The organism is Rhizobium anhuiense, assembly GCF_003985145.1.
Taxonomy (GTDB): domain Bacteria; phylum Pseudomonadota; class Alphaproteobacteria; order Rhizobiales; family Rhizobiaceae; genus Rhizobium; species Rhizobium anhuiense.
The window spans coordinates 116352-134128 of sequence record NZ_ML133529.1; the positions used below are offsets into that span (position 1 = coordinate 116352).

Annotated in this window: 18 protein-coding genes; 10 read left to right on the plus strand and 8 right to left on the minus strand. The window is 59.8% G+C overall.

The window, feature by feature from the left end; translation table 11 throughout:
• The first annotated feature begins 187 nt into the window (after positions 1 to 187).
• Positions 188 to 349, plus strand: coding sequence for a hypothetical protein (locus tag EEQ99_RS34670; RefSeq protein ID WP_164735950.1), 162 nt, complete (start codon positions 188 to 190; stop codon positions 347 to 349).
• Positions 350 to 553: 204 nt separating this feature from the next.
• Here EEQ99_RS34670 and EEQ99_RS21680 read toward each other — a convergent pair whose 3' ends face one another.
• The 3 genes from EEQ99_RS21680 to EEQ99_RS21690 all read right to left on the minus strand — a co-directional run bounded on the left by EEQ99_RS21680 (position 554) and on the right by EEQ99_RS21690 (position 2976).
• Positions 554 to 1741 carry a hypothetical protein gene (locus EEQ99_RS21680; protein WP_097543752.1) on the minus strand — a complete coding sequence of 396 codons (1188 nt, stop codon included), beginning with the start codon at positions 1739 to 1741 and terminating at the stop codon, positions 554 to 556.
• A 349-nt stretch (positions 1742 to 2090) separates the two neighbouring features.
• On the minus strand, positions 2091 to 2492 hold the full coding sequence (locus EEQ99_RS21685) for a hypothetical protein (protein WP_244604832.1): 402 nt from the start codon (positions 2490 to 2492) through the stop codon (positions 2091 to 2093).
• Between the two features lie 22 nt (positions 2493 to 2514).
• Positions 2515 to 2976 carry a DUF5086 family protein gene (locus tag EEQ99_RS21690; RefSeq protein WP_308422537.1) on the minus strand — a complete coding sequence of 154 codons (462 nt, stop codon included), beginning with the start codon at positions 2974 to 2976 and terminating at the stop codon, positions 2515 to 2517.
• Positions 2977 to 3165: 189 nt separating this feature from the next.
• On the opposite strand from EEQ99_RS21690, the gene EEQ99_RS21695 reads away from it, so the two are divergent.
• The 4 genes from EEQ99_RS21695 to EEQ99_RS21710 all read left to right on the plus strand — a co-directional run bounded on the left by EEQ99_RS21695 (position 3166) and on the right by EEQ99_RS21710 (position 4618).
• Positions 3166 to 3456 (plus strand): hypothetical protein, encoded by a 291-nt coding sequence (locus tag EEQ99_RS21695; protein WP_029868068.1) that lies wholly within the window; start codon positions 3166 to 3168, stop codon positions 3454 to 3456.
• Positions 3457 to 3574: 118 nt separating this feature from the next.
• Positions 3575 to 3823, plus strand: coding sequence for a hypothetical protein (locus EEQ99_RS21700; protein WP_097543809.1), 249 nt, complete (start codon positions 3575 to 3577; stop codon positions 3821 to 3823).
• A gap of 181 nt (positions 3824 to 4004) precedes the next feature.
• Complete coding sequence (locus EEQ99_RS21705) at positions 4005 to 4235, plus strand: hypothetical protein (RefSeq protein ID WP_028757534.1); 231 nt, start codon at positions 4005 to 4007, stop codon at positions 4233 to 4235.
• Positions 4236 to 4357: 122 nt separating this feature from the next.
• Complete coding sequence (locus EEQ99_RS21710) at positions 4358 to 4618, plus strand: hypothetical protein (protein WP_029868066.1); 261 nt, start codon at positions 4358 to 4360, stop codon at positions 4616 to 4618.
• A 105-nt stretch (positions 4619 to 4723) separates the two neighbouring features.
• Here the strand turns inward: EEQ99_RS21710 and EEQ99_RS21715 are convergent, their stop codons facing one another.
• Together EEQ99_RS21715 and EEQ99_RS21720 are read right to left on the minus strand one after the other, a co-directional pair.
• Positions 4724 to 5827, minus strand: a complete 1104-nt coding sequence (locus EEQ99_RS21715; RefSeq protein WP_097543754.1) for a helix-turn-helix transcriptional regulator — start codon at positions 5825 to 5827, stop codon at positions 4724 to 4726.
• Positions 5828 to 5990: 163 nt separating this feature from the next.
• The gene (locus EEQ99_RS21720) at positions 5991 to 7061 is read right to left on the minus strand and encodes a LacI family DNA-binding transcriptional regulator (RefSeq protein WP_097543755.1); all 1071 of its coding nucleotides are present in this window, start codon (positions 7059 to 7061) and stop codon (positions 5991 to 5993) included.
• A 183-nt stretch (positions 7062 to 7244) separates the two neighbouring features.
• Here EEQ99_RS21720 and EEQ99_RS21725 point away from each other — a divergent pair, with 183 nt between their 5' ends.
• From EEQ99_RS21725 to EEQ99_RS21735, 3 genes are all read left to right on the plus strand, one after another.
• The gene (locus EEQ99_RS21725) at positions 7245 to 8072 is read left to right on the plus strand and encodes an ABC transporter substrate-binding protein (RefSeq protein WP_028757530.1); all 828 of its coding nucleotides are present in this window, start codon (positions 7245 to 7247) and stop codon (positions 8070 to 8072) included.
• Between the two features lie 102 nt (positions 8073 to 8174).
• Positions 8175 to 9713, plus strand: coding sequence for an amino acid ABC transporter permease/ATP-binding protein (locus EEQ99_RS35395; RefSeq protein WP_028757529.1), 1539 nt, complete (start codon positions 8175 to 8177; stop codon positions 9711 to 9713).
• A gap of 96 nt (positions 9714 to 9809) precedes the next feature.
• The gene (locus tag EEQ99_RS21735) at positions 9810 to 10946 is read left to right on the plus strand and encodes an NAD(P)/FAD-dependent oxidoreductase (protein ID WP_029868063.1); all 1137 of its coding nucleotides are present in this window, start codon (positions 9810 to 9812) and stop codon (positions 10944 to 10946) included.
• Positions 10947 to 10985: 39 nt separating this feature from the next.
• Here the strand turns inward: EEQ99_RS21735 and EEQ99_RS21740 are convergent, their stop codons facing one another.
• On the minus strand, positions 10986 to 13493 hold the full coding sequence (locus tag EEQ99_RS21740; protein WP_097543756.1) for a methyl-accepting chemotaxis protein: 2508 nt from the start codon (positions 13491 to 13493) through the stop codon (positions 10986 to 10988).
• Positions 13494 to 13919: 426 nt separating this feature from the next.
• Here EEQ99_RS21740 and EEQ99_RS21745 point away from each other — a divergent pair, with 426 nt between their 5' ends.
• Positions 13920 to 14441: a hypothetical protein gene (locus EEQ99_RS21745; protein ID WP_097543757.1), complete on the plus strand. Its 522-nt coding sequence runs from the start codon at positions 13920 to 13922 to the stop codon at positions 14439 to 14441.
• Between the two features lie 23 nt (positions 14442 to 14464).
• Here EEQ99_RS21745 and EEQ99_RS21750 read toward each other — a convergent pair whose 3' ends face one another.
• The gene (locus EEQ99_RS21750; RefSeq protein ID WP_127431088.1) at positions 14465 to 15193 is read right to left on the minus strand and encodes an endonuclease/exonuclease/phosphatase family protein; all 729 of its coding nucleotides are present in this window, start codon (positions 15191 to 15193) and stop codon (positions 14465 to 14467) included.
• A gap of 154 nt (positions 15194 to 15347) precedes the next feature.
• Here EEQ99_RS21750 and EEQ99_RS21755 point away from each other — a divergent pair, with 154 nt between their 5' ends.
• Positions 15348 to 16310, plus strand: coding sequence for a lysylphosphatidylglycerol synthase domain-containing protein (locus EEQ99_RS21755; protein ID WP_097543759.1), 963 nt, complete (start codon positions 15348 to 15350; stop codon positions 16308 to 16310).
• Here EEQ99_RS21755 and EEQ99_RS21760 read toward each other — a convergent pair.
• On the minus strand, positions 16257 to 17753 hold the full coding sequence (locus EEQ99_RS21760) for a phospholipase D-like domain-containing protein (protein WP_127431089.1): 1497 nt from the start codon (positions 17751 to 17753) through the stop codon (positions 16257 to 16259). The two genes, EEQ99_RS21755 and EEQ99_RS21760, sit on opposite strands and share 54 nt — an antisense overlap.
• Between the last annotated feature and the right edge of the window lie 24 nt (positions 17754 to 17777).

Below are 17777 nucleotides of genomic sequence, written 5' to 3' on the forward strand. Positions count from 1 at the left end.
GGGCGAGCCGTCAGCTTCGTCATTGTCGCTCGATCGGGCATCCCAAACGAATGGAAATCGATCGGGAAGGGAACGAATAGCAGGCCGGCGAATTTTGAAGGAATAAGGACAGGGATCGTCGAGACGAGGCTCCGTCCGTTTCGCCGCTCCAGATGCGGCGCGCCTAATATTGATGGAAAATACGACCATGACGACCGCATTCATCCTTATCGCATTGGCGCTGATCATCATATACGCCGGCCCGACATTGCTGTTCATCTGCGTCGGATATGCCGATTATGTGCTGGAGCGGCGAAGGCATATGGTAGCTCTGAAGCACGCCGTGAAGCGTCGCAGCGACGAGTTCTAGAGCAATTCCTGAAGGGGCTGATCCAGAGGCAGGTTGGCAGATAACCCGCCTCCGGCAGCCGGCGTTCGTGAAGCGCCCTGCAAAGATCCTAGAGCAAAGATCCTAGAGCATTTCCGTTTTTTTCCGAATCACGGAAATGCTCTATCTCTTTGTTTTCACGCAAGTCCGGACGCAAAACTGCGACGCCCTTTTGCTGGAATTGCTCTAGTCGTTCGCGGTGACCTTGACGCCGAGCACCGAGGGAATGGTGTTCGGTGCACCCATGGCAGCACCCATGATCATCGGAAAGGGAACCGGCTTTTCCGGCGCGGCGCTGATCGTCAGATTTTTCGGACCGTCGAGATAGGTGTTGACGGCGGCCGACACCTGGTTTTGCAGCTCGGGTAGGTTGAGCTGTGCCATCATCATCGGCACAAGACCTTTCAGCGATTGCGCCAGTTGATCGCCCGTGACGCCCTGCTGCGAGCCAGCATAGTCAAGTGCCTTCTTGGTGATCGAGGCATCGTCGAAGCGGATCGAAGCGCTGTTGAACGTCAGCTGCTGCATCAGCCCCAACATCGCAAGGCCGGCGGCCTGGTTGGCCTCTTCCTTGTTCGGATTGGCCTCGGCGGTTTTCACCGCCTGCTGCAGCGATTTGATGAAGCCCAGCGTGTAACCGGAGAAGTCGACGGCGAAATTCAGCCGGCCGATATTCTTGAAATCGAAGGCATATTCGTCGACAGCGACCTTGCCGTTTTCGATCTCCCAGTTTCCCTTCATCGTCACGGTGCCGTCGAGCGTCGTCAACCCGAGCTTCGCGATGGCCTCCTTCGCGCTCGCCTCCTCGACCTGCGACAGGTCGGCTTTGATGCCGGCGACATTGGCGTCATAGGCAAAGCCGCCGTCCTGGCGTCCGAGGTTTGACTCGATACTCTCGATAGCAAGCACGTCCTTGCCCTTGATGTTGAAAGCGATTGGGCCGGTGCTGACGGTTTCATAGAGGAGGATATCGTTCAGCGTGTCGCCTGATGCATTGGCGGGGATCGTGAGGCCGACGATCAGGATGTCCTTTGCGGAAAAACGACCTTCCTCCTGGCTCATATCGATATCCGGGAAAGAGACGCCCTTGGCGTAGTAGCCGCCGCCTTCGGTTTCCTCGACGCCCTCGAAGGTGAGGTCGCCGATTTTCAGCGTGTCGCCGGGCAGGTTCGCATATCCCACCTGGACGCCTGTCGCCGTTACCGTGTCGCCGTCGACATCCGCCTTCTCAAAAGTGATGACCGTACCGCCGGCACTGGTTGCGGCATTGAGCTTCTTCATCATGTCGGCGCCATCAAGGGCAAGCGCCGGGCCGGCGAGCGTCAGGAATGCGGCGCTTGCCATCATCATGTGGAGATTGCGTATGGGCTTCATCGAGATGTCCTTATGGAGAAAGTAGATGCGAGGTTTGTGAACATTATCCGGACGTGTCTCTCCCACGCTGAGAACGGAGAGGCGAATGCATGTCCTGGTGATCAGGTAAGCTAATTGGGGGGCGATAAGGTTCGGATCAGCCGCAACCCCAGGGCTGACGAAAAATGGCCATCCCTACGCCGGCCGTGGGCGGCAGCATTTTCTCTAGCAGGGGTAGTTTGGCGATTCATTATCACACATAAAGTGTATTTCTTCGATTCTTGCAACCCTTTGAATTCGGATGCCAAACCGGAAATATGGGTCGGCATTTGTTGTTGTCAGATGCACCGGAATGGGGGTTCCGGCTTTTCTAAGCCCGCGGCACTCGGCCGCGCAACAGATAGGCGAGCGCAAAGATTACCAGAAAGGGATAAACGAGCACGATGATCGGCAGACCGGCGGCAAGCGCATCATTCTGCAGATAGATGTTGAGGACGCCGGCGCCGAGCACCAAGGGATAAAGCGGCGCAAATCTGTCGAACCACATCCTGAACGGTCCTGCCAACAGCAGAACGAGCGCTGGCAGAATGAAAATGCCAAAATTTCTCGCAACATTCATGAGTTCAGCATCAAGCGGTTCGGGGAATGAATAAATTCGGTTTAGTTGACGGGCCGCCCACAGAGCGGCGATTGCCGCCCCTGCATATCCCGCTGCTCTTGCTAGCATCGCCGAACGTTCCTTTCGTTCATCCTCCCGCATTGATACGGCCATGCCTTCACCGTATCCACACGCATTATGGGCGCCTATTGCCTGCAGCCCCGACGCATTCAAGAATTGTCGTGCGGCAAACCCCGGTGCCCCGCTGGATGAGAGGTTGTGTGCGCCAGGCTCGGTGGGCGATCCGGAATTCGAGGTCCTTGTAAAAATAGGTCTTGGCCTTTTGTCTCAGACGGCTCCTGTCCAAAGCGTCTGCCGTTACGACAAGATGTGCGGCAAGCCGTTTGAATTGCCATGGCGGCGAACCTTGCTCCTTCTCGATCACCTCCACATGGTAATAGGGATCGTGACCGGCGGGATCCGGATGTTTGTAGACGGTGGCCCAACGAACTGTCCGTGGTGAAACGGAGAGAATGACCGTGGAAACATCCGTGGATTTCACCGGTTCGGCACGTGTGAAGACCGGTGCGGCCAATATCGTCGCGACAGCCAGAAGGATAGCTCCAGGAACTACTCGCATGGGTAAACAGCGTTCCATCCAAGAGTTAAATCACTGCCACGCTTTGAATGAATTTTTAATGCCGCCTTTTTCTGAAAAATTCAACGCCAACACGAGGGATGGACGACTGCGTGTGCTCCGACCGATTCTGGAACAATGTCTATCGTCCCCTGTTACATTGACGATAAGACGAGTGCTGCGTGAAGGACGAAGCAGTTGGAGGGCTCGATGAAGCGGAGCATAGGATTTGGGTTGATACTTGCCGTTGTGCTGACAGGCTGCACCACCGGCGCAGGCAATTATTCGTCGGCGGGGCTGGCCCCCATTCCCGGCAGCATCACCTATAATGGTCAACCGCGCACGAAGTTGACGAAGTCGCCCGTCGGCTCTTCCTTCCCGCATACCTTCACAGATCAATGGGGACGCCAGGTCGAGGAGATCTACATCATCCGGCCCGACCGGAGCTTGCTGATCGCCGAGCGCCACTACCGGCCGGTCTTTTCGCTCGACGACGACTAAGCGCGGCGTCAGTCGAGTACTCTCTACGACACGATCCGAGGCCGCGTCTGACAAGATTTCAGGATTGTCAGCATCGCGATTATGGCCGACGCTCCGTTATCGAAGCGAGGGGATGTGCATGGTCGATATTATTATCCGAAGCGCTCTTGATATCGTTGGGCGGACTGAGCGGCTTATCGAAGCAATGAGGCGACTGCTCCAGAGCAAAGGTCTTGACGAAGTCGAGGTCTACGAGCTCGATTATGAGATCGAGCGGCTCGGGGACATGGTTTTCAACATGGACGAAGCTGTTCGATCGCTGGCACGCACGGTCGAAGGCTGGCCGCAGCCGGTTCTTGCACACGAGATCCGCAGGACATTGCATTGACGGCTGATCGCCGCTTTTGCAACTGACGTGTCACGAAGTCGGTTTTGAGTTGGGAATGTCGATTCTGCGTGTCACGCCGATGTCACGCGACCGTCGCAGCAATATGTGCTTGATAGGCGTCGTTAGGCTCGGGTTAAGGCACGGTCGGGCCAAAATGCTATTGTTTCGCGGGGGCGTCGCAATGACCTTGAAGACTTCGGGGCGAAAATCACAGCCCCACGAATTTATCTTTCCGGTTCACACGCGCACGATCGCAGAGATCAGGTACAATAGTCTCAGCCGCGTGATGACGGTGGTCTATCACGACGGTCGCTCGTGCACGACGTCAGGCATACAAGGTCCCGCCATGCTGCGGATCCTCGCCCAGCAGCCATTGGAGCGCTCTCCGTTTCTGTTGCAGACGGTGATCTGACGCAGAGGCGTCGTCGGCCCTTGTCGCGCCGCGGGTGTTCGCTTGTTAAATCAGCGCGGTTATGCATCCATTTCGCGCGGGCTGCGTTCATCTCCAACAGCCAATCCATGGAGGGAATGCCGATGACCTTTCCACCACCGAAGGCCGAAGCTCCTGCGCAGCGCTTCGAAGAGGCGACCGCCGCTGCGCGCGAGGCTTTGGAAAGGCTGATTGCAGCCGCCAATGAAGCCGGATGGGGCACCGAAGAGATAACCTCAGCGCTCCTGAAGGCTGCGCAGTTTCTGAGCGACGCCAACAAGAGAGATCCCGATCCGGCCGACGATCCCGCCATCAGCGATGAACCTGCCAGGGCACAGATCGGTCGTGGTGAGCTCTACGATTGATGCATGTCGCCCAAAAAGCGTGCAGCGGTTTTGGGCAACGACATGCATGAAAACAAAGATCTAAACGGGTTGGTTTTCTGCTCGAACTGACCGCCGCGTCGATGCTCAGCGCATGAGCAGGGCCACCAAACCAACCTGGGAATTGACCCCGAGCTTGGAATAAATGTTTCTGAGATGAGTCCGGACAGTTTCGTAGCTGATGTGATCGGCTACGGCCACTTCCTTTGGAGAACGGCCTGAGGCAATGCTGGATGCGATCCGGATTTCCGTCGCAGTCAGTTTGTATGTTTCCATCAGGAAGTCTCGCCGCTCATTGAATGGTGTCGTGATCATCGGCTCGATGATCACGGCCACGGTCGGCCCCTCCAGGAATTCGGTGAACGCGTCGGACTGCAGTCGGACGAGGGTGATGCGGTAATTGGCCTTGTTCTTCCCCTTTACAATCGCCGTATGCGGCTTTGTTTGCACACCCTTTCTGGACGTCAGGAAATCGAGAACGGCAGCTGATGTCTCGCATTGAAGTGCGAGCCTGCCATCCGGCGCGATATGCACAGGGAAGCCAGCTTCCACGAACGCTTCCGCACTCCTATTCCATTGGCGTGCTCGCCCTTGCTCGGAAACGTAGATCAGTCCGGCGCCGATACTATCAAACAGGGTTTGCGTTGCCTGTTTTTCCGGTGCCAGCAGATCGCGCTTCCGAATGAAGTCGAAAGCCCTTTTCAAATGCGGCGCGAGGATCGTGTAGCGCCCGGTTGCCGCTTTGTTGAAATCGGGGTCTGCCGACGACGTGCAGGTCGACAGAACGAAGGTGCGGGTTTCCTCCCGGATGATGGAGACACCGATGCTGGTCTCGCAGCCGGCCTGCCCCTTCAGCCAATCGTTGTAGAATTCCGATTTGAGCAAGTCTTTGCGTGGAAAGATTTCGTCTCCACAGACACCCTGGCCGACGGGCACGACGCTCAATCTCGGAATCCAAGGGTTCACCGAGGCAAAGTGGCTGCTGAACTGGTCGACCTCGGTCCTCGAGAAGCCCGATACGTAAGGAACATGAGCAATAGGCGAGGCCAGATCGTGGTAATGGAGTGCAGCTTTTCCATTGGGCGAAGTTTGCGCAACTCGATCCAGAAAATCTTGCCAGTTGCACTCACCGAAGAGACTTCCATAGATCAAATCTATCAGCTCAGATGAAACCTCATTTGACTGGAGCATGATCTTTCTGAAAATCCCATGACGAGTATTTTCAGTATTAAATAACGTAGGCCAGGCAAAGACAACAGGAACTATATGCAATAACAAATCGGTGGCCATCGATACAACACGGCCGATCACAATGCTGCTGTGCGACCGATTGATTCCGCCTGGATCTGCGGTCTCACCGGCCGATCGTCGCGACGGAGCCGCGTACGACAAGGCGCGTACTGACGCGCAGACGTTCGACGGCAAGAGGCGTGCGTTCGATGCGGGCGACCAGACGTTCGCTCGCGAGCTTGCCCATCTCGTAGACGCGCTGGTCGATGATGGTGATCGGTGGAACGGTGACGCTGGTCCAGTCGGCATCCAGGAAGCAGATCATCGACACGTCGCTCGGGATTGACAGGCCGAGCGACTGCAGCGACTTGAAGATGCGCAAGCCGACGAGGCTGTCGGATGCCAAGAGTGCAGTTGGCGATGATCCCTCCGAGACCAGGCGTTTGATCACGCCGTCCGTCTGTTGCTGGTCGGTGGCGCCGAGCCTGACATAATGAAGAGGGTTCGGCAGGCCCGCCTCGGTCAGGACGCTCACGAAGCCTTCCACGCGTTCGCGCACGGCGGAATTCGATATTCGCCCGACATCGGTGAGCCCGCCGCCTTCGGCATCCATGGCGGAGACGTAAGCGAGGCGGCGATGCCCTTGCCCGATCAGATACCGGGTCGCGGTGACTGCCGCATCCTGGTCGTCCCCGGTCACGGCGTCGACATCGAGTTCCGGAATGGCCCGGTCGAACAGGACCAGCGGCACGCCGGCGCGGCGGATATCTCGGAGGTGATCGATGTTGTCGCAGCGAGCGGGCGTGACGATCAGGCCATCGACGCGTTTGCCGATCAGAAGGTCGACGGCCGATTTTTCCGCATCCAGCTGTTCGCCCGAATTCGCGATGATGACGTTGAAGCCCGCAAGCCGGGCAGCATCGCTGATGCCGCGCACCGCCAGGCTGAAGAAAGCGTTCTCGATATCGCCGACCACGACCCCGATGATGCCGGATCTTCCGGTGCTCATGCTCCGGGCGAGCTCGTTCGGGCGGTATTCGAGCGCGGCTGCCGACGCCATGACCTGATCCGTGATCTTGGCGCTGACCACGCCGTAGCCGCCGAGCACGCGGGCGGCCGTCGCCTTCGAGACCTTTGCGGCCTTCGCGACATCGGCGACCGTGACTGAACGTTTCGAATGAGCGGAATCTTCCATAAGCCGAGGACTACAAGAGTTGTTGACGGCCGGTCAATTGACGGATATCAAATATGTTGTGAGACCGGTCTCTTTATACAGGAGACCGGTGTCTTGTCCAGAAGACTCTGCCGCACTATGCGACGGGGGCGGGGCGACGCGACAATGCCGACAAGAGCATTCCTTTCAGAGCGGAGAACGAACATGAAGCCTTTTGAATCATTTGCGGCCACCCTCGCCCCATTGCGGGCCGGCCTTTTGACATGCCTTCTTGCAGTGGGTGCAGGATCCGCGGCGGCGGCTGACAATCCCTATAAGCTAATCGAGCCCGGGGTGATCAGCGTTGGCACGATGGGCGATTCCAAGCCCTATACGTTTGCGACGGCGGACGGCCAGTTCACGGGTTTCGATATCGAGTTGTTTCTCAACGTCGTCTCCCGCCTCGGTTTTCCAAAGGACAAGGTGACGTTCACGGGCCAGGAATTTTCAGCCCTTCTGCCGTCGGTCGCTAACGAACGGTTCGATGTTGCCGTTGCGGCGATCGGAACCACCGAAGCCCGCAAGAAGACGGTCGACTTTTCCGACGGCTATCTTGCCGGTTATCTCTCTGTCTTGACTGCGGATGCCGCCATCAAGGATGCCAGTGGCCTCAAGGGCAAGCGTCTCGGCGTCGTGCAGGGGACCTTGCAGGAAGTCTATGCGGCCAAGAATTTCGGTGAGACCGATCTGGTGAAATTCCCCGACAACAATTCCGCCGTGGCCGCCCTCAACAACGGAACGATCGATGCGCACTTTCTCGACTACGAGGCCGCCAAGCAATATGGCGAGCGCTATCCCGCGCTGAAGGTTGCTGTAAACATCCCGTCCTTCGATGCGCCGGCGGGCTTCGTAGTCAAGAAGGGAAATGATGCCTTTCGGACGGCGCTGAACGGCGCGCTTCACGACGCGATGCAGGATGGCACCTGGAAGTCCCTTTATGAAAAGTGGTTTCCCGGCTCGCCCATGCCGGACCAGTATCTTCCCAAGAAGTAAGGCCGCAGGCCGGCCGTTCAGAGCGGACGGCTGACAAATGGCGCTGCCGATCGCAGCCTGCGAGCGGCAGCGTGCCCGGCAAGGGCTCCAATGGGGATCTCGATGAACTGGCTTGAAAATCTGCGCCGCAGCTTCCTCGACTGGGATGCCATGGCGGAAGTGCTGCCGAGCATGATCAGCGTCGGCCTGAAAAACACATTGATCCTGGCCGCTGCCTCGACCGTGCTCGGCGTCGTCATCGGCATGGTTCTTGCCGTGATGGGCATCTCGCAGTCCCGCTGGCTGCGGCTGCCGGCACGCCTCTATACCGATGTTTTCCGCGGGCTGCCGGCGATCGTCACGATCCTGATCATCGGTCAGGGTTTTGCCCGGATCGGCCGGGAGATCTTCGGTCCGTCGCCATTTCCGCTCGGCATCCTGGCGCTCAGCCTGATCGCCGGTGCTTATATCGGCGAAATCTTCCGGTCGGGGATCCAAAGCGTCGAGCGCGGTCAGATGGAAGCCTGTCGGGCGCTCAGTATGAGCTACGGGCAGGGCATGCGCCTGATCGTCATCCCGCAGGGCATCAGGCGCGTTCTGCCGGCGCTGGTCAACCAGTTCATCGGAAACGTCAAGGATTCCAGCCTTGTCTATTTCCTCGGATTGCTCGCCTCCGAGCGGGAGATCTTCCGTGTCGGGCAGGATCAGGCCGTCGTCACAGGTAATCTGTCGCCGCTGCTGCTAGCGGGTGTTTTCTACCTTGTCATCACCGTGCCGCTGACCCACTTCGTCAATTATATCGATGCGCGACTGCGCCTGGGAAAACAAGGCCACGGCCCCGGCACGGCAAGTGGGCTGCTCGAGGTGAGCGAGTTGCAGGCCGCTGCCGGACCGCAGTCCGCGGCCAAATCTGTCGAGGAGATGGAACCGCGCTTCAAGGGTGGGGCCCTCAATATCCGGGACCTGACCATGGCCTATGGCCATCTCGACGTCCTGAAGGGGGTCGATCTCGACATTGCCGCCGGGACCGTCACCTGCATCATCGGCCCCTCCGGCTCGGGAAAATCGACGCTGTTGCGCTGCATGAACAGGCTTGTCGAACCGAAAGGCGGTGACATCCTGCTCGATGGCGAAAGCATCCTGGCGATGAAGCCGGAGAGGCTGCGCCGGCGTGTCGGCATGGTGTTCCAGCACTTCAACCTGTTTCCCGATCACACGGCGTTTGAAAACGTCATGCTTTCGCTGACGAAGATCAAAAAGATGCCGAGACAGGAGGCGCGACGCATCGCCGAGGCGCGTTTGGCCGAGGTCGGTCTCGCAGAGCGCAAGGATCATCGCCCGGCAGGTCTATCGGGCGGGCAGCAGCAGCGCGTCGCCATCGCGCGTGCGCTTGCCATGGATCCGGAACTCATCCTGTTCGACGAAGTAACCAGTGCGCTCGATCCCGAACTGGTGAAGGGCGTTCTCGACCTGATGGCCGCTCTCGGCCGCCAGGGCATGACGATGGCCGTGGTGACGCACGAGATGGGATTTGCCCGCAGGGTGGCTGACCAGGTCGTCTTCATGGATGAGGGCCGCATCGTCGAAGCCGGCTGCCCGGAGCAGATATTCGACAATCCCCAAAGTGAGCGATTGAAGCGCTTCCTTGCCGAGGTCCTGTAAAGCGCCCGAGGCAAGGCATGGGCGCCGGTCTTCCGCACGCCGGATGCACCGGATTTTTCACCCGATGTAGAAAGAGCAGGAAACAAGGTTATCGACATGAATGCTTCCACCAAACCCGTGAAGGTCATCGTCATCGGCGGCGGGATCTTTGGCGTCTCGACGGCCGTTCATCTGGCGCGGCTCGGGGTCCGCACCGTGCTCGTCAATGACGGCCCGCTTGCCAACGGTGCCTCCGGCCGTTCGCTTGCCTGGCTCAACTCGGCGCGTAAACGCTCCGATGCCTATCACCGGCTGCGTTTGGCCGGCATAGATCGCTATCGCACCCTGGCCGCCCGATATCCCAATGCGCCGTGGCTGCGTTTCGACGGCGGCCTGACATGGGATGCGGACGATGCCGGCAACGAGATCGCCGAGATCTTCGACTATGAGCGCGATCGCGGCTATCACGCGCAATGGCTCGCCCGGGAAGGAATTGCCGGGACGACGCCAGGTGTCGACGCAAGCGCCGTGACGCCGCAAGGCGCGATCTTCAACCCCGGGGAGGGCTGGATCGATCTTCCGTCCTTGATCGCCACACTCGCGGAAGAGTTCCGCTCGCTGGGCGGTGAGATCATTACCGATGCCGGGCGCGCGACGGTCGATGTCGAAGGCGGGCGGGCCTGCGGCGTGATCACGGCCGACGGCATACGCCGCGATGCGGATGCCGTGCTGCTTGCTGCGGGCGGCGATGTTCCCGCAATCGTGGCCGAGGCCGGCCAGCTTATCGAGGATGCAACGCCTGTCGCCCTTCTCGTCAGGACCAAACCGATCCGCCACCCGCTGAAGGCCGTACTCAATACCCCCCGCATTGCCATTCGGCCGACGCCCAGCGGCGGCTTTGCGCTCGATTCCGCCTGGTCCGAGGAAGAGGTGAGCGTGAAGCCTGACGGCAGCTACGAAGTCAGGCAATCGACGCTGGACGGGCTGCTGCGCGAGGCCTCAAGGGTTCTCGAAGGCAATCCGCGACTGGAGATCGAAGATTATGGAGTCGGGCCGAAGCCCATCCCGGGCGATGGCGAGCCGGTCTTCGGCGAGCTCTCGTCAATCCCTGGTTATTTCGTTGCCTTCAGCCATAGCGGCGCCACCCTCGGCCTGATTGCCGGCGAATTGCTGGCGGACGAAATCGTCACTGGGCGCCGCCATCCACTGCTGGCGGAGTTTCGGCCGGAGCGTTTCAGCGCGTCGCGACAGTGAAGGTCGCGAAGCTCGAGCCGCTGGCCGGGGGTGACGGTTCTATGCCGCAGCGGTTCGACGAAGCGTGTCCGTTTCCGCCAATTGGAACTGATCGATCAATTGGAGGAGTATCCTCGTCTCGTCGGCAAGTTCCTTCGTCGCCGCGCTGGTTTCCTCGACCATGGCCGCATTCTGCTGCGTCATCTGGTCCATCCGGTTGACGGAAGAATTCACTTCATGAAGGGCGTTATACTGCTCTCTGCTCGAGCGGGCGATCACGTCCATCTGCCCGGAGGCTGTGACCACTTTCGCCGAAATGCTTTCGAGGACTTCGCTCGTTTCGCGCACGACACGCGCTCCATTGGCAATCTCCGTCTGCGAACGTCCGATGAGCTGTTTGATCCTTTGGCCGGCCTCCGCGGAGCGCTGGGCGAGCTCGCGCACTTCCTGGGCCACGACCGCAAAGCCCTTTCCGGCCTCGCCGGCGCGGGCCGCTTCGATGCCGGCGTTGAGCGCAAGCAGGTTCGTCTGAAACGCGATTTCGTCGATGACGCCGATGATTTGAACGATCTCGTCGGACGCCGCTTCGATCTTGCTCATCGCATCGATAGCACTGGCGACGACCTGGGATGACGAATCGGCCGCCTGTTTGGTGTCGGTGATGATCTGATGGGCGTCATCGGCGCAGGCTGCAGACGAACGAACCGTCGTGGTGATTTCTTCGATGGCTGCTGCAATCTCCTCGAGTGCGACGGCCTGTTGTTCCGTGCGCCTTGCTAGATCGCCCGCGGCGAGATCCATTTGCCCGGCATTGCCTTCGATCATCCGGGTGTTCGTGCGGATCTGGTCGATCGTTTCCTGCAGCCGTAGCAGCGACGCGTTGAAATCGTTGCGAAGCTGCTCCAACCGTCCGAAAAAGGGTGTCGCGATCGTCTGCGAAATGTCGCCCTGCGCCAGTCGACCGAGACCCTGTGCCAGTGCCGTCACCGCGAAGTCTATCTGCTCTTCGACCGCGCGTTTTTCCTCATCGTTGCGATGCCTTTCCTCTTCGGCCTTCGATCGCTCGATCTCGCTGCGCTCCTCGATCTCGACCTTGGCGATGGCATTGTTCTTGAATACGCCGAGCGCGCGGGCCATATCGCCGATTTCATCGGCCCGGCGCTCGCCAACGATTGATGTTTCGAGCTTGCCATCCGCCAGGCGCCTCATGGCCGAGGTGATCTGATTGATCGGGCCCTTGAGCGTCACGGTCAGCCCGACGCCTGCGAGGATCGCGATCACCACGCCGAGGATTGTCGTGCCGAGAGACATCGAGTTGGCGTCCGTGCGTTCGTCGGCCGCGTTCTGCCGCTGCATTTCGGCGAAAGCCGTCAGTTGAGACCACATCCCGTCCACGTCGGCGGCGGCCGAACGGAATTCCTCCTGGCGCTGTGCGCTGATGTGGACGAGGTCCGCGGCAGCCTCCTGCATCTTGTCCAGCGCCGGCAGAAGCTTCGATTTGAGTTTGTCGAACTGCGCAACGCTGCCGGCGTTGGAAATCAGCATGTCCAAGCCTTTCCTGACAGCGGTAATTTCCTGCGAGAGTCTCTGAAGATTGGCGTCCGTCGGCGCGAGCGTCAGTTTGGCCATGACGATCTGAATCACGTAAGCCGACGTGATCAGTTTCTGGCCGTCTCTCTGGCTGGTCTTAGCGCGCTCGACCGGCTTGGCAATCTCGGCCGCCTTTTCCGTTGCCGCCTTCACCCGCCGTGCGGCGGCCGCCTGCAATTCAGGCAGTCTGCCGACGATCTGGCCCATCGCATTGCTGAGGCCGGCTGCGCGTTCCTCGGTTTGACCGGTGGCCTCGACAAGCGGCTTCAAGGAAACAATGGCGTCGTCGATCGCCTTTTTGGCCTCCGGCGCTTCGCCGGCCAGCGCCATCGCCAGGACCCGCTGCTGCCGGCCGAGTTCTTCCATGTCAGGCCCGCCGATACCGGCGGCGGCTTGAACCTTGTCGTTAAACGCCTGGGCGAAGGATAAGAAATCGGAAATACGCTGCGCGTCGCCCAGCATGTTGCGTGCTTCGTCCTCCTGGCTGTCGGCAGCCCGCTGAAGAACCTTGGTACCTTCGACGATATCCGTCTGGGACGACACGACGACGCTCAATGCCTTCTGAAGATCGATGAGCAGCGCCGCCCGGTTCTCCTGAAGTCGCCAGAGCGAATCCATGCGGGTTGAAATTCCGTCGATGGAGGATTGCGCCTGCTCGAGCTCCTGCTGACCGCTGCGATCGGCGGCGAGCTTATCGATGCCGGCTTTCAGAAGGGTGCGTTGATCGGCAAGTTTTCGGGTGACGACATCCCGGTTTTCTTGCGTGGCATTGGCGAGGAACTCGCCCATCGCGGCCGACAAATCCCGAAAGCCGCTCAAGGACTGCAGGACGGAATTTGAAATATCCATCCGCCCCTGGAGCAGGCTCGACGCATAAAAACCTGTCGCGCCCACGGCCATGATGCTCAAGACGAACGGAATGATGAACACCATTACCTGCGTCTGGATTCGAACGCGTGACAATAGCCTTCCCAACATGAGTCCCTCCTCGGCTCACAGCGTCTCGTTACGGCGCCGGGCGCAGGGGCTGTTGCAGTTCGCCTCCCGTCGAGTGAAAATCCTCTTCCGCCTGAGGCGGTCGGCGCACAGGTTTGCTCGCAACCAGCGGCCGTTCGCCCCTTCCTCTTGACCTTCCGAAATTCCTGGATCCGTCGGAAGGAAATGCCTGAAGAAGAACAATCAATCTCGGGTGAAGATGCCGATCCCCTCGAACCGGTTCTGCACATAATCCCTGTCGGACGCATGACGCATCAGTGGAATAGATATTTCATACTGCACGACTCGTGAAATATTCGTTTCAATATTCGCCGAAACCAGCATTTTGTCCAGCCTGGGAAGCGGCGGCCGATGCATCCTTCTGAGCCGTCAGACGTTCTATCGCCAGGAAACAACTGGAGACGCATCATGTTGAAGGACGAACGCGGAGAGATCGGCACAAATAGGGGTATGCCCGGCGGTGCCGGCACCGCACCGGCGGCTTTGGAAGAAGCCACCATCAATCCCGATCTCATCAGACGTGAGGGTTTCGCGAGCGAGGCCGACTATCGGGCGTATATTGCAACACTCGGTGGTCATGTTCCGGTTGGCGACATCGTCGAGGAACCTCTCCTGGTCTCTGATGGTGATGTCTCCGATGGTCATGCCCTGGAAGGCCGCTTGCGAGAACTGAGAGAAGAGATCGAAAACCTCCGCGCGCGCCTTCACGTGATCCAGCATCAGGCTGCGACCGTCGTTGCGGAGAACGTCCGTTGGGCCGATGCAAGCGCCCATGTACAGCTCGGCAATCAGCCCTGGCTCAAGCTGGCAGGCGCGATGGCGGCAGCATTCGTCGTTACGCGGGGCATCCGGCGGCTGCCTCTGGGAGCCGTGGCGACGACGGCGGTGCCGTTGGTGGCGGCGGCGATGAACCGGAAGTTCGCCAGGTGACGTCTGTCAGCGTCGACGACTGATCACGCGAAACCGATTTCCGCTAGCAGAGGCAGGTGGTCGGAGGCGACTCTTGTCAGCCGGTTTTCCAGGACCGCCGCCTGTTTGACGATCAGATCCTCGGTAACGAAGATGTGGTCGAGGCGCATCAGCGGGTAGCGGGATGGAAAGGTCGCTCTCGGCGCGTTGCTGCCTGCGAGTTGGGCGTCCTTTAATGAGCGCGCGGCAAGTCGGTAAGCCGCCGACGACGGAATGGCGTTGAAATCGCCGCAAAGAATGCTGGGAAGCGCTTCGTCCGCCGTGCCGCGCAGCCAGCCGGAATTCAGCAGTGTCGTCATCTGCCGGATACGCTCGCGGCCGCGAAGGCCGAGATGGGTGTTGACGACCAGCAGTTTTCGGTCGCCGACCAGTATTTCGACGGACAGCGCTCCGCGCTGTTCGCCGATGGATGGCAGCGGGCCGGCCTTGACCGCGCCTGTCGGCAGCGCGGTGATGATCGCGTCGCCATATTGCTCCTCGGCAACCGACAGCGCCGGATGGAAATGCGCCTGCATCTTCAGCAGCGAGGCAATCATATGGGCCTGGTCGACGCCGCCGGTCCTGCGCCTGAGGACATCGACCTCCTGAAGCGCGACGATATCGGCCCCGGCCTCGGCGATGACGGAAGCGATGCGGCCGGGATCGAGCTTCCGGTCGCTGCCGAGACAACTGTGCACGTTATAGGTCAGAAGTTTGATCGATTTATCCGGCATTGGCCCCGCTGAAAAGCTTGTTCCCTCCGGGAGAACACGGAACTCGTTCCTCCCCAGGGAGAACATAGAACGTGTTCTCCTTGGGAACACAGAACTCGTTTGATCGTTCCAGATCATCGAGCCGTCGCGCTCGCATCTCGGAAACGGACAATCGATGAGCTTGAAAAGCGTAATCTGGAATGGACTGCTCATGGCCGCGCTTTGCCTTGCGGTCTTTCTCCTCTATCGGATCTTCCAACAGTATAGTCTCGAGCAGATCGTCCAGTCGGTTCGCAGCATTCCTTTTTCGACCTTCTGCACAGCCCTTCTGTTTGCGGCGGCATCCTATCTGTGCCTCAGCTGTTTCGATCTGCTGGCGATCCGTTCGCTCGGCAAATCCTTGCCCTATTCCAGGATAGCGCTGACTTCATTCATCAGCCTGTCGCTCGGCCACAATATCGGCTTTGCCGGCCTGAGCAGCGGCGCCTTCCGCTATCGTTTCTATTCTCGCTGGGGGCTGACGGCGGAGGACGTGGCGAAGGTCATACTGTTTTGTGGCGTCACGGTGGGGTTGGGGCTGATCACGCTTAGCGGTCTCGCGATGATCGTCAATCCCGGTGATGCTGGGCGTCTGCTGCGCATTGATCCGGGGAGTGTGCGCATCTTCGGCGCGGTGGCGCTGGTCGTGCCGGTTGTCTATACGGGCCTGGCGTTCTTCATCCGCGGCACGTTGCGGCTGTGGCGCTGGTCGTTTCAGCTGCCGCGATTTTCGACCGCGGTCGCGCAGGTCGGGGTCGGGACGCTCAACTTCATGCTCGTCTCCGCCTGTCTGCACCAGATGCTCTCGGCCTTTGGCGACGTCGCCTTTTTCCGGTCGGTGACGGCTTACGTGCTCGCCAATTCGGCAATTCTCGCAACACATGTTCCGGGCGGCCTCGGCGTGCTCGAGGCGACCGTTTCCTATGCCGTGCCGAAGGAGGCCTCGATCGGCGCGCTGATTGCGTTCCGCTGCGCCTATTTCTTCATCCCGCTGGCGCTCGGATCCACGCTTCTCGTCATCAGCGAGATGATCTTCCGGCGGAGATCACGCCGGCCGGATGAGGAGGCGGACGAGCGCGCCGAGGCCCAGTCGGTCTAAGGGTGCGAAGGGTCGAACCGGGTCGAAGAGCCCTGTGCCTGTAATCGGTGAAATGCTGCCCGACAGCGCAACGGTGAATTCTCGCAAGCCCCGAGGCCCGTCATTGAGCGCATCGACCGCAGCGATGACCGAGCCGCTTTGCGCAAAGGCTGCGGCAAAGCTTTCGGGTTTGGTTCCGAGATATTCCGAAAGCAGGCGATTGCCCAAATCCGCGATTGCGCCGCGGTGCTCGTCATTGCCAGCCTCGAACAGCATGTCGCATTCGCAATCCAGCCCTTCCGAGCGATTGTTGAGGTTGGAGGAGCCGATGCGGACCAGTTCGTCATCGGCGATTATCAGTTTGGAATGGACGAGCACCTCCACCTCGCCGTCCTCTCCCGGCGTGACCGCGTAATAGACGCGCAAACGGCCGGCGCGATCGGCGCGTTTGAGGCGGCGGATGACGCGGTCGCGATTGCCGCCCATGACGAGCTTTTCGATCAGTCCGTGAGAACTGCGCGTACAGATGATGACGACCTCAGGCCCGTCTTCCTCCTGCAGCCGCGCGGCAATGGCGTCGGCAACGCGGAAAGAGGCGAGATATTGCGCCTCGATGTAGAGCTGCCGCCGCGCGCGGGCGATGACGTCCAATGTCATGGCGATGCCGTCGCTAATGCCGGGGCGAAGTGCGGTCGAAGGCTCCGTCAGCGCGAAGCTGACCGCAACCTCCCTCATGGAAATGGCGAGATCGTCCGGCCAGACGAAGCGGATATTTTCGGCCAAAGGCAGGTGGATCTCGCCGGTGGCATTTTCCCAGCGCTGCCTGGCGATGTCGCCGATCAGCCTGGCGGCATCGCCGGTGACCATTGCCTGAACGTCGTGCAGCGGATCGTAGGAAACGCCCTCCGGGTCGCGCCGCAGTTTCTCCTCGGCGCGATGGCGCCGGGTATCCCATCGCCGCGACGTCAGGTCTATGCCGCCGATGAAGGCGACGGCGTCGTCGATGCAGACGAGTTTCTGATGGTGGCAGCCGCGCAATGTCGGTTGAAGCTCGAAGCGCAGATCGATCCGTGCATTCCTGGGAAAGTTCTTCTTTCGCAGCACCTGCAGGGATTTCTCCGAATAGATCGGCCCGAGCGTCCAGATGAGGATGCGTATTTCAAGCTTGGGATTTGCCGCGGCCAGGGCATGCAGCAGATCGGCCAATGTTTCGTCGGATTTTTCCGGTTGCATCCGGATGTCGGGATTGAAATCCCATCCGATGATCCAGACGGTGCGCCGCGCCTGCCGCAGCACGCGCGCCAGTTCGGCGAAATAGCTGTTGCCGTTGATCAGGAAGGCTGCCTTCGCCGCGCTTCCTTCCAAGCGCAAGGCGCCGCCCTCCTGTTTTGGGCGGTCGCCTGGTCGTTGTGATTTTGTCTGGGGCAAGTTCGGGTCATTGAAGATGGTTTCGAATGTCGTCATGATTGCCTCGGCCTCTCACTGGGA